At 35.2% G+C, this 12,611-nt stretch carries 9 protein-coding genes; 4 read left to right on the top strand and 5 right to left on the bottom strand.

Going from position 1 to position 12,611, the window contains the following annotated elements:
• Positions 1 to 55 precede the first annotated feature (55 nt).
• On the bottom strand, positions 56 to 3,052 hold the full coding sequence (locus ACNQF6_RS13290; RefSeq protein WP_417966393.1) for an amidohydrolase family protein: 2,997 nt from the start codon (positions 3,050 to 3,052) through the stop codon (positions 56 to 58).
• 231 nt (positions 3,053 to 3,283) lie between these two features.
• Here ACNQF6_RS13290 and ACNQF6_RS13295 point away from each other — a divergent pair, with 231 nt between their 5' ends.
• Positions 3,284 to 4,819, top strand: coding sequence for a YifB family Mg chelatase-like AAA ATPase (locus ACNQF6_RS13295; RefSeq protein WP_417966394.1), 1,536 nt, complete (start codon positions 3,284 to 3,286; stop codon positions 4,817 to 4,819).
• A 143-nt stretch (positions 4,820 to 4,962) separates the two neighbouring features.
• Positions 4,963 to 5,661, top strand: a complete 699-nt coding sequence (locus tag ACNQF6_RS13300) for a pseudouridine synthase (protein WP_417966395.1) — start codon at positions 4,963 to 4,965, stop codon at positions 5,659 to 5,661.
• A 296-nt stretch (positions 5,662 to 5,957) separates the two neighbouring features.
• Here the strand turns inward: ACNQF6_RS13300 and ACNQF6_RS13305 are convergent, their stop codons facing one another.
• Positions 5,958 to 6,536, bottom strand: coding sequence for a hypothetical protein (locus ACNQF6_RS13305; protein ID WP_417966396.1), 579 nt, complete (start codon positions 6,534 to 6,536; stop codon positions 5,958 to 5,960).
• A 178-nt stretch (positions 6,537 to 6,714) separates the two neighbouring features.
• On the opposite strand from ACNQF6_RS13305, the gene ACNQF6_RS13310 reads away from it, so the two are divergent.
• Entirely contained in the window at positions 6,715 to 7,536 is an 822-nt protein-coding gene (locus ACNQF6_RS13310) for a winged helix-turn-helix domain-containing protein (RefSeq protein WP_417966397.1), read from the top strand.
• 388 nt (positions 7,537 to 7,924) lie between these two features.
• Entirely contained in the window at positions 7,925 to 8,638 is a 714-nt protein-coding gene (locus ACNQF6_RS13315; RefSeq protein WP_417966399.1) for a pseudouridine synthase, read from the top strand.
• Between the two features lie 263 nt (positions 8,639 to 8,901).
• Here ACNQF6_RS13315 and ACNQF6_RS13320 read toward each other — a convergent pair whose 3' ends face one another.
• From ACNQF6_RS13320 to ypfJ, 3 genes are all read right to left on the bottom strand, one after another.
• Positions 8,902 to 9,867 carry a hypothetical protein gene (locus ACNQF6_RS13320; RefSeq protein ID WP_417966400.1) on the bottom strand — a complete coding sequence of 322 codons (966 nt, stop codon included), beginning with the start codon at positions 9,865 to 9,867 and terminating at the stop codon, positions 8,902 to 8,904.
• Between the two features lie 320 nt (positions 9,868 to 10,187).
• Positions 10,188 to 11,477, bottom strand: coding sequence for a DEAD/DEAH box helicase (locus ACNQF6_RS13325; protein WP_417966401.1), 1,290 nt, complete (start codon positions 11,475 to 11,477; stop codon positions 10,188 to 10,190).
• A 199-nt stretch (positions 11,478 to 11,676) separates the two neighbouring features.
• Positions 11,677 to 12,537 carry a KPN_02809 family neutral zinc metallopeptidase gene (gene ypfJ, locus ACNQF6_RS13330; RefSeq protein WP_417966402.1) on the bottom strand — a complete coding sequence of 287 codons (861 nt, stop codon included), beginning with the start codon at positions 12,535 to 12,537 and terminating at the stop codon, positions 11,677 to 11,679.
• Positions 12,538 to 12,611 lie beyond the last annotated feature (74 nt).

Raw genomic sequence — 12,611 nt, forward strand, 5'->3', positions numbered from 1 at the left:
AAAAATTGCTTTGCTTTTTGTAAAAGCTCGATTTTTTGAAATTCAAATTATTCCGCTATTCTTCCATAGTATCACAGTGGTATTCTTTTTTCTCTGTTTTTTTAGGTTCTTGAGTGATCATCCCATTATTTTTCTCTTGCAATAATTGACCAATCAACTCATTTCGTTCTTTAGCAATAGCTACTCTTTGTTCTGCATCTTTTTGAGCATCATAATAGACTACACCTTCGATTAATGTTTTTTCAGCTTTTGCATAAATAGATAACGGATTCGTATTCCACAATACAATATCTGCATCTTTACCCACTTTTATACTTCCTACTTTATCATCGATATGTAATAATTTAGCAGGATTCAGGGTTACAAATTTCCATGCATCTTCTTCTGAAATATTACCATATTTTACTGCTTTTGCTGCTTCTTGATTCAATCTTCTAGACATTTCGGCATCATCAGAGTTGTAGGCTACCACAAGTCCTGCGTTGTGCATAATAGGTCCATTGAAAGGGATTGCATCATTTACTTCAAATTTATAAGCCCACCAATCTGAGAACGTTGAGGCTCCCACGCCGTGCTCTTTCATTTTATCGGCAACTTTATAACCTTCAAGAATGTGGGTATACGTATTCACTTTAAAATTAAATTTCTCCGCTACATTCATCAACATCAAAATTTCAGATTGTACATAAGAGTGACAAGTAATGAAACGCTTTTTATTTAATATTTCGGCTAATGTTTGTAGTTCTAAATCTACTCTTGGCGCATTTCCTTTTGCTTTTTTACCACTAGCATTGTAGGCTTTCCAAGCCATATCATATTCTTTGGCACGTTGGAAATAATCCGTGAAAACTTGTTCCACACCCATCCTTGTTTGAGGAAAACGAGTAGGATTAGTAATTCCCCAGTTAGCTTGTTTTACATTTTCTCCCAAAGCAAACTTGATAAAACCAGGTTGGTCTCTGTAAATCATTTCATCTGCTGAAGCACCCCATTTCCATTTTACAATTGCTGAACGTCCACCAATTGGATTTGCTGAACCGTGTAATAATTGAGAAATGGTAACACCACCGGCTAAATCTCTGTAGATATTAATATCCTCTGAATTTACTACATCTTGAATGGTTACTTCGGCGCTGGAATTATGACCGCCTTCGTTTACACCATTAGAAATAGCAATATGAGAATGTTCATCAATAATTCCGCTGGTTAAATGTTTGCCTTTGGCATCAATAATTGTTGCTGAAGCATCAGCAATATTTTTTCCAATTGATGCAATTTTTCCGTTTTTGACCAATACGTCAGTTTCTACTAAAATACCGTCTTTTTCATTGGTCCAAACGGTAGCATTCTTGAATAATAGGGTTTGTATAGTTGGTTTTTTTAAATTACCATAAGCAACATTAGGAAATGTTGTAGGCATAATTGCATTGTTCTTTTCGATTTTTGAGGAATCGATAGCTTTTACAAAAGATGATGTTTTTACTGCTGACCATCTTACTTCTTTTCCATTGAATAAAACTGCTTTTCCTGAAAGAGTCTGATTGTCTTCAACGTATCCAGTTAATCTTGTGAAACTAGTTTTAGTAGAATCGATAGGTTTGATTACCGTTGAAATCCAGTTATTGGTAAAAGTAAGTTTCGATTTTATTTTTTTGTTATCAACCGTTATCACCTCAGATTTTGGTGCAGCAACTTCGCCATCAATTTTCCATTTGAATTTTTCAGCGTTGATGGTTAAATCATAATTACCACGAATATCTTTAATTGTAAGGTCGTTAATTACAAATTTGTTTCCTTGAACCCAGTTTTCGTATAGTATTGTTTTTTCATTAAAAATCTCACCGGATGCAATAATAAAATTAGCTAGACTTCCAGTTTTTAAACTTCCTATTTCATTGCTTTTTCCTAAAATTGAAGCGGGGATAATAGTCAATGCTTCTAATGCTTTCGTTTTATCAAATCCGTATTTGATGGCTCTTAATAGATTAGGTCTAAAATCTTCCATTTTTTTTAACTTATCAGTCGTCAAAGCGAAAACAATTCCATTATCTGATAAAACTTTAAGATTGGTTGGTGCTTGATTCCAAAAACGCAAGTCTTTCAATTCCATTTGATTGGCTTGGTTTGAGTCAGAAACATCATACGCTTCAGGGAAATTGATTGGAATAATAAATTTCGAATTTGTTTTTTTGATCTCCTCAATGCGTTCAAATTCACTTCCGTTTCCTTTCAATATATAATTTAACCCAAATTCCTTGGCTATTTTTGAAGCTCTTAAGCTGTTTAATTTGTCTTCTGAAGCAAATATTTGAACTAGTTTTTCATTATTTGACAAGGCTTCTAAGGATAAATCTTTGGTTGTTGCATTTCCTTTTTTGTACCAATCTAAATCTAAATACATTTGACGCAGTAATGCCATCATTCCCATCAATGAACTTGGATAGGCTTGATTTGTTGTGACACTTTTAGTAAATGCAAAATGATTGGTTACTTTATCGGATAATAATTGGTTGCTTTTATCAAAATTATTCAAAGCAATCAACGTACCTGTTCCGCGAGCAATTCCGTCTTGAACGTGAGTTCCTACGATACCAAATCCTGCTTTTAATAATTCTTCAGCTTTAGTTTGGTCGTATTTAAAGCTATCATATCCATTTACTTCTGAGCGAATACTTTCATTCCAGTAATGCCCTGTTTTTTTGGTGTCATATAAAGGATTTCTTTCAGTACTGCTAATTCCTTTTGGTTTTTCGATTCCAAAATTAGTGTACATATCAATAAATGAAGGATAAATTGATTTTCCTTCTAAGTCAATTGTCATGCAGTTTTTAGGAATAGCAATGTTATTTCCTGCGCCAATAACTTTTCCGTTTTGGATTAATAGTGTCCCTTTTTCAATGATTTGTGTTGGTGTGACATAAATTTTTGCATTTGTAAAAGCGGTAAAATTGGTGTTTTTGTTTTGAACACTTTCATTATTGGGAAAGTATTCTTGCGCATAGGTTTTTGGTAATAAAAGACTGAAATACAGTAGAAGTAAGATTTTTTTCATAGGGTGGGTTCTAATTATTCTCTAAAATTAAAAAAAGGAATACGTTAAGCATTATTTTTTTTGATTTTAACATTTATTTTTTGAAGAAAAAAAACAAAATGATCGACTCTATCATATTATTCTAATTATTTTGACATAAATTTTTACTATTCTGTATTGTTTTTTAAATTTTGTAGGAATAATTACAATAATTAAAAATGTTTAGCTAATTTTAGAATCAAATAAGTAAACATGCTAATTAAAGTTTTTGGAAGTGCTGTTTTTGGAGTGGAAGCCACTACAATTACCGTAGAGGTAAATATTGATAAAGGGATTGGTTATCATTTAGTTGGCTTGCCAGACAATGCTATAAAGGAAAGCAGTTACCGAATTGCGGCAGCGCTTAAAAATAATGGGTACGCCATGCCTGGAAAAAAAATTACCATCAATATGGCACCTGCTGATTTGCGCAAAGAAGGCTCTGCCTATGACTTGACTTTAACTATCGGAATTTTGGTGGCATCTGGGCAAATCAATGCAGAGGACGTTGATAAATACATCATTATGGGAGAACTTTCCCTTGATGGCAGTCTTCAACCAATAAGGGGTGCTTTGCCAATTGCGATAAAAGCCAAAGAAGAAGGTTTTAAAGGTTTTTTTCTTCCAAAGCAAAATGTAAAAGAAGCCGCTATTGTGGCCGGATTAGACGTGTATGGAGTAGAAAATGTTCAGGAAGTGATTGATTTCCTCGAAGGAAAAGGTACGCTGGAACCAACAACAATTGACACGCGAGCCGAATTTTATAAAACCTTAGATTTTCCAGAATTCGATTTCTCGGATGTCAAAGGACAGGAAAGCATCAAGCGTTGTATGGAAATAGCGGCTGCTGGAGGACATAATATTATCTTGATTGGCCCGCCGGGAGCCGGAAAAACAATGTTAGCCAAGCGTTTACCCAGTATTTTGCCGCCCATGACGTTGCGTGAAGCATTAGAAACCACTAAAATTCATAGTGTTGCAGGAAAACTAAAGGAAGTAGGATTGATGAATCAACGCCCGTTTCGTAGTCCGCACCATACTATTTCAAATTTCGCATTAGTTGGCGGGGGAAGTTATCCGCAACCAGGCGAAATTTCTATGGCGCACAACGGCGTTTTGTTTCTGGATGAATTGCCAGAATTCAAACGGGATGTTCTCGAAGTGATGCGTCAACCGCTGGAAGATCGAGAAGTGACCATTTCGAGAGCCAAGTTTACGGTTACTTATCCGTCCTCGTTTATGCTGGTGGCGAGTATGAATCCGAGTCCAAGTGGTTTCTTCAACGATCCGGATTCGCCGCAAACTTCTTCGCCACACGAAATGCAACGGTATTTGAGTAAGATTTCGGGACCTTTATTAGATAGAATTGATATTCATATCGAAGTTACTCCGGTTCCTTTCGACAAATTATCCGAAGATCAAAAAGCAGAAAGCAGTGTTGATATTCGGAAAAGAGTGACTGCGGCACGAGAAATTCAAACCGAACGTTTTGAACAAATGGAAAATATCCATTACAATGCTCAAATGAATACCAAACACATTCGGGAATATTGCGCCTTGGACGATGTTTCCAAGCAATTATTAAAAACGGCGATGGAACGATTAAATCTCTCGGCGCGGGCATATGACCGGATTTTAAAAGTAGCACGCACGATTGCTGATCTTGATGCTGCTCCAATAGTGGTTTCGAGTCATATTGCTGAAGCGATTCAATATAGAAGTTTGGATCGAGATGGTTGGTTGGGGTAAATTAGATTTCAGATTTTTGATTAACGATTTTTGATTGCAGATATTTAACCTCTACAAAATCGATAAGCGGGGAAAAAAGAAAAGTATAGAAATAATTACGTCAAAAAAGAGATTTCGAGAGGAATCTCTTTTATTTTTGCCAAATGTTAGAAATTCTGTACCAAGACGAATATATTATTGCAATTAATAAACCAAGTGGATTGTTGGTCCACAAATCGTTTTACGCACGCGATGCAAAAGTTTATGCGATTCAAGAATTGAGAAATCAAATAGGAGGGCAACACGTTTATTCTATTCATCGGTTAGATCGCAAAACATCTGGTGTTTTGTTATTTGCGTTGGACAAGGATGTTTTAAAAATTATGAATGATCGATTTGCCACACGCGAAGTCGAAAAAAAATATTTAGCCATTTTACGTGGTTGGTCACCCCAAGAACTAACGATTGATTATGATTTAACCAATGATGATGGTATTATACAAAATGCAATAACCTACTTTCATCGATTGCAAACTACCGAAATTGAGTTAGAATTTAACAATAAACCTACGTCACGGTATTGTCTGGTAGAAGCGATTCCTGAAACGGGGCGTATGCATCAATTACGAAAACATTTCAAACATATTTTTCATCCTATTTTAGGAAGTCGTCCACATGGTTGTAACAAACAAAATAAATTATGGTTGGAGCATTTTGAATTGAAAGGAATGATGCTTCATGCACATCAGTTAATTTTTAATCATCCCATAACAAATGAACCACTTATCTTGAATGCAAAGATTAATGAAGAGTTTAGCAGAGTAGGTACTATTCTTAATCTAGATTTGAAGACGTATGAATAGAATACTGATACCATTTATTACTATATTTTAGCCCAATATATTTTTGTCACATCGAGCGCAGTCGAGATGTATAGCGGGTTCTCGACTGCGCTCGAACTGACAAATAGTATTAATTTATAAAAAGTATTGGTGTAATTTGTAATGTAATGCTTTACATTATTGTTGTATTTGGAAACAACAGTTTTCAGTATAAATAGGAACAGATTTAAGATTTTTGATTAACGATTTTTGATTGCAAATGGTAATCACAATGTTCCACAAAGTCGAGGACTTTTCGGAGCAGGTAGCCCTAATTCTCAGCAACCATTATTTTTGCTAAAGTCACGTTTAAAAAGTATCTTATTATTTCGCGCAATATAGTCGCCCGATATAATCAAATATGGATGATTAGAGGAATACCCTGTGCTGCGGCTTCTTACAATTATTTTGTCGTTAACTTTCAGGTTATTTAACTGCTGAAAATCTTTAGGAATAAATTGCATCATGTATTCTTCGCCATTAATCTTGACTATAATCCATTTTGGTCCTGATGATTTCGCACTTGCACGCTTAAAAGTAAGTGACGTTACCACTGCGTCCATATTGGTGAAAGCCTTTATGTTCTTCTTTATTTTATAGTAACTGGCATGCACTTTTTTACCTTCAGGAGAAACCTCCCATTCTTTGTACTTTATTCCGTCAGGTGAAGCTTCCCATTTTTTGCGTTCATCTAAGTTGGCTTTACTGTTAGCAACGGACAACTGCTTTAGAGATGTCTTAGTTTCATTTTTAATTTCACGATTAGCACCCGAGCCGAAGGCGAACGGAGCGAAGCTAAATACTAGTCCGATTACCACAACCAGCGGTAAGATCAGCACGTAGATGATTTTTTTCATTTTATCATATCTTTTAAATTGATTTCACGAATTTACATTGATATTTTACGATTTGATAGATTGGGATTGTAAATAAAAATGTAAACTTTGTAAATAAATACTTTACACAATGCATCTTAGTCGAAATCTCCTTTCTGGAAGACGTAAATATCTGTTTGGGTTATTGCTACTCCTATTTATGGCTGCAATCTTTATGGCTTTCAGTAAGGATGATAGTGACGATTTTGATATTGCCAGAAGGGAAGTTTTACTCCGCAGAATCGGACACGAAATACTCTTACAGTCCGGCGACAGTACATCAAGAGTTCTTCCCTTAAAAAAGATAGCTGAAAATGAATATCAAATCAGTTTTGAGAATGAGCTTACTTTTCAAACCGACTCCCTAGTGAATACAACTCAGCGTTTGTTAGCCAAAGATCCATTTGCAAATGATTATGTTGTTAACGTACTTAACTGTGGCAACTCCAGTGTAGCTTATGGATATGCTATATCAAAAAATAAAAAAGATGATATTGTAGCGTGTATAGGAAGAAGGCAACCCGTCGCCTGTTACATGATTAACATTAAATTTAAACCGAATAGTATAACTACAGCAACGAATAAATATTTTTTGGGTGGCTTGTCACTTTTAGCATTTGTTGGCTTTGTTTTTTTGAGGTCGGTTAAGCCAAAGAGCGATTTACCAAAAGATGACCATAACCAGATATTCACTTTTGGTTCGTTGGTATTTGATGCGCAGAAACAGCAACTGCTTATAAATAAAGAAACCATAGATCTGACCGGAACAGAAACGCGTTTGCTGCTCATTTTCGCATTATCTCCTAACGAGACTATAGAGAGAAGCCGATTGCAAAAAGAGCTATGGGAAGATGAAGGTGTTATTGTTGGACGTAGTCTGGATATGTTCATTTCAAAACTTAGAAAAAAACTAGAACTTGATCCTAATAGTAACATTGTTGTAATACGCAACAAAGGATATAAGCTTGAAGTTAGTTCTTAAGACCCGAGGCTGAAAGCTGAACTGAGCGAAGCTAAAATCTTCGCGCTCCTAACGTATGGTAATAGAATTCAATTTGTAAAGTAATGCTTTAAATTATTGTCGTATTTGGGAATAAAAGTTTTCAGTATAAAGAGGAGCAGATTGCAGATTTTTGATTAACGATTTTTAACTTCTACAAAATCGATAATGTGATTGCTAGTGCGAGCGTCCCGCTCGTGCCTATTACAATTTATAATGATTTACTTTTGTTAGTGTTCACGAGCGGGACGCTCGCGCCAGCGGGGTGTAAAATTGAGAATACGCTCGCGCTAGCGGGGAAAAAAGAAAAGTATAGAAATAATTACGTCAAAAAAGAGATTTCGAGAGGAATCTCTTTTATTTTTGCCAAATGTTAGAAATTCTGTACCAAGACGAATATATTATTGCAATTAATAAACCAAGTGGATTGTTGGTCCACAAATCGTTTTACGCACGCGATGCAAAAGTTTATGCGATTCAAGAATTGAGAAATCAAATAGGAGGGCAACACGTTTATCCTATTCATCGGTTAGATCGCAAAACATCTGGTGTCTTGTTATTTGCGTTGGACAAGGAAGTTTTAAAAATTATGAATAATCGTTTTGCCACACGCGAAGTCGAAAAAAAATATTTAGCCATTTTACGTGGTTGGTCACCCGAAGAACTAACGATTGATTATGATTTAACCAATGATGATGGTATTATACAAAATGCAATAACCTACTTTCATCGATTGCAAACTACCGAAATTGAGTTAGAATTTAACAATAAACCTACGTCACGATATTGTTTGGTAGAAGCGATTCCTGAAACGGGGCGTATGCATCAATTACGAAAACATTTCAAACATATTTTTCATCCCATTTTAGGAAGTCGTCCACATGGTTGTAACAAACAAAATAAATTATGGTTAGAGAATTTTGAGCTGAAAGGAATGATGCTTCATGCACATCAGTTAATTTTTAATCATCCCATAACAAATGTACCACTTGTTTTGAATGCAAAGATTAATGAAGAGTTTAGCAGAGTAGGCACTATTCTTAATTTAGATTTGACAAAGTATGAATGTAATACTAATTTGTAAAGTAGTGCTTTACATTATTGTTGTAATTGGAAACAACAGTTTTGACTATAAAGAGGAGGAGATTTCAGATTTTTGATTTCAAATATTTATTACAATGTTATACAAAGTATCCGACTTTGAGGAAGTGACTTTCGGTTTTTAACCGATTTTATTTTTTAAATGTTTGAATTTTAAGGTCAGTCGGAGATTGAAAAAAACATACTTAAAGTCGCAGACTTTGCGCAGCGGGCACGGTTTGCAAATCCGCGCTATCGGGTTGTTTTTTATTTTTTAAATAATTTTCTGGTTAGATGTTCCCCATTTTCATCAACTAAAAATGTAGTGATTGAACCATCTGTTTGCAAAGTGCTATGTCCAATATCAATCCCACAGCTTTTCAAAAGATAGTCGAAGAAAAAAGCATATTCTTGATCATCCCACTTCCTAGATCTTAAAGTTCCAATTGTATTCACATTAATTTCCTTTGTCAAATCGTTATATGCTGTCATATATTTTGGGACATTTTCTTTGATCACAGCACTATAAAACAGGTTACAGTTTACTTCTAGATATTGAGGGAAATTAATTGGGTATTCCTTAAGTTTTTTAAAGCCATCCATAAAGTATTCAATTACATTATTGTCTTCAAAAACGATAGTGATAGCAACCTTACCGAACTTCATTGATACACAAAGTCCTGCAATATTATTATGATAGAAAAATTCTTCATCTGTGCACTTGAAAATAAACAAACTCCAAGGTTTTGGTGAATGAAACGTTGTTTTAAATCTAATTGATTGGAGAAATAGGTGAAGAGCAGAATATCCTTCTAATTCATAAGGGTTAAGAATTTTACCCAATTCAGGGTTTTTCCTATCTATTAATAATGATAATTCTTTGTATCGCGTTGCATAAAGAATTTTTGCTGTCCATTGAAAAATAACTTGCTCGTCTTCAATACTTAAATTTTCGAAAGATCTTTCCAGAAGTTCTTGGAATTTTCCTTCCATTCTAGAGAGATCTTCATTATTACATTTTTCACAGCATGGGACTGTTAAATTTCGATAAGGGATTTTAGTATCATTGGTAACAGTCAGTTTTTTATTCCACAAGTCATATTTATGTTGCAACCATTTTGGGAAAATGTGCTCTGCTGTTTTGGTTTCACATTCTTTTCCGCACAAGAAACATCTCTCATCATCAAATGTCTCTTCTTTGAAATTTTTATAAAATTTGAATTCTGTTTCCATTTTCTAATAACTGCTAACTTGCATATTTATAACAGAATCATACAAAACCAACAATAAGGGGTAGATATGTATTTCAAGCGTCGTACTTTAATTATTTCAAATATAACAATTTTTTCTTACAAATCATCTGGCTATTATAGATTCAAGGGATGAATTTACAAAACGGTATTATGAAAGTAAAAACGCTCTAAATAGCCCCGATAGAAATGAAAAACCTAGTAAGAGCTGGTGTTCAGCTCTTACTAGGTTTGTAATGTATAGCGGGAAATACGTTCTGAAAAAACGAACTCGTTCTGCTCCTAAAAAAGAATAAAAATTAATTATCTATTAGAGCGTCGGTCATTATTTTGACTTGGACGTCTTGGACCAAAACTGTTATTGCTGCTGCGGTTTGTAGTGTCTGTTTTTGGTTTTCGCGGAGTTGAATCGCGTTGCTGTCTTCCTTGTCCTTGTTTGATTGGTTCTTTGGAAGCATTAGGATCTGGCTCGAAACCTCTGATGTTTTCTTTAGGCAAATTCAAACCTACTAATTTTTCGATATCACGCAAAAATACCGTTTCATCCGGACTGAATAACGAAATAGCTTCTCCGCTTGCTCCGGCTCTTCCTGTTCTACCAATGCGGTGAACGTAATCTTCGGGGATATTAGGCAATTCAAAATTGACAACATGCGGTAATAACGGGATGTCCAGACCTCGTGCGGCAATATCAGTTGCAACTAAAGCGGTTAGGCTTCCGTCTTTGAAGCCCGCTAAGGCTTTGGTACGGGCGCCCTGACCTTTATTCCCATGAATGGCAGCTGCTTTGATTCCGGCACTAATCATGCTTTCCGTCAATTTGTTAGCACCTTGTTTGGTACGGGTGAAAACCAAAATTTGTTTCCAGTTTCCTTCGGTAATCAATTTAATGATTAGTTCTGTTTTTTTCTCTTTGGCAACAGGATATACTTTTTGGATAATAGCATCTACGGTCGTATTTTCAGGAGTTGCTTCCACATGAACAGGTTGGTGCAAAATGCCCATGGCCAATTTCTTGATGTCTTTTGAAAAGGTTGCCGAAAATAGTAAGTTTTGTCTTTTAGTAGGTAATACTTTTAAGATTCGTTCAATGTCTCGTAAAAACCCCATGTCTAGCATACGGTCTGCTTCATCTAAAACTAAGATTTCTACTTTGGCAAGTGATATTAAACCTTGGTTTTGCAAATCGATTAATCGACCTGGAGTGGCAACTAAAATATCGACACCCTGACGCAGTTGTGTTACTTGTGGATTCTGGTTTACACCTCCAAAAATCACGGTGCTTTTTAGGTCTAAAAATTCACTGTATTCTTTGATATTGGCCAATATTTGTGCGGCTAATTCTCTGGTAGGAGTCAATATTAAGGCACGAATAGGTCTTTGTCGCAATTGTTGACCTTGTGATAATAGTTGTAAAATAGGTAATGTAAAACCGGCTGTTTTTCCTGTTCCTGTTTGTGCGGATGCTAAAACATCTTTACCTTCTAAAATGGGTGGAATTGCTTTTTGTTGTATTGGAGAAGGAGTTGTATATCCTTTTTTGCTGATGGCTTTGAGTAAAGCATCAGATAAACCTAATGAGTTAAATGACATAAATGGTGTTTATAAAGTAAACACTAGTATTTAGGTTACTTTTTTAATTGGGGGCAAAGGTACTGCTAATTTTTCGATGTGCTTTTGATTGCTTGATTTTGTTTAAATAAAATCATAGTACTACATTTTAATCTGTTGGTAACAAAAAAATAGGGCTATTTGCCCTATTTTATATCTGATTGTTTTTTTAAATAAATTTTTAGTCTATTTCTGCAAAAGTATTTCCTTGCGTGAAGTCTCCCGTTTTGTACCCTTTCATAAACCAAGCTTTACGTTGTGCGGAGGTTCCATGTGTAAAGGATTCCGGAACTATATGACCTTGCATTTTGGATTGTATGGCATCATCACCAACGGCATGTGCTGCGCTTAACGCTTCATCAATATCACCTTCCTCTAAGAAATTATTCATTTGTTGATTGTAATGTGTCCATACACCTGCATAAAAATCGGCTTGCAGTTCTAGAGCTACGGATAATTTATTGGCTTCAGCCTGGCTTTTTCCTTCTTGCATTTGTCTCATTTTGCTGGAAGTTCCTAACAAGGTTTGCACATGATGACCAATCTCGTGGGCAATTACATAAGCAGTTGCAAAATCGCCTCCTTGAGCACCAAATCTAGTTTTTAGCTCTTCAAAAAAAGCTAAGTCCATATATACTTTTTGGTTAGCTGGACAATAGAACGGTCCTGAAGCCGAAGTAGCATTACCACACTCTGTTTCCACAGCTCCAGTAAATAATACCAGTTTTGGATTTTTAAACTGCATGTTGTTTTCTTGAAATATTTTTGCCCAAACATCTTCATTATCGGCAAGAATGGTTTCTATAAACTGTTGCTCTTCGATCTCTTTGGCAGTTAAATCTCTTTGTTCTATAGGGGTACTTTGTCCTTGATTGAATTGCTCTAAGATTGGAGTTAGCATCTGTGCATTTTCACCTCCAAAAGTATTTAGCAGTAAAATTATAACTCCGACGATACCTCCTCCTACAATTGTTCTTCCTCCGGAGGACATACCTCTTCTGTCTTCTACATTATCACTTTGTCTTCTACCACTCCATTTCATAATTGTATGTTTTTTTAGTTATTTACTTTACTCTTTATAAAATTAACTCGAATTTAATTTTTTTTTAAATAAGA

This window comes from Flavobacterium pasteuri (genome assembly GCF_048286615.1).
Lineage (GTDB): Bacteria > Bacteroidota > Bacteroidia > Flavobacteriales > Flavobacteriaceae > Flavobacterium.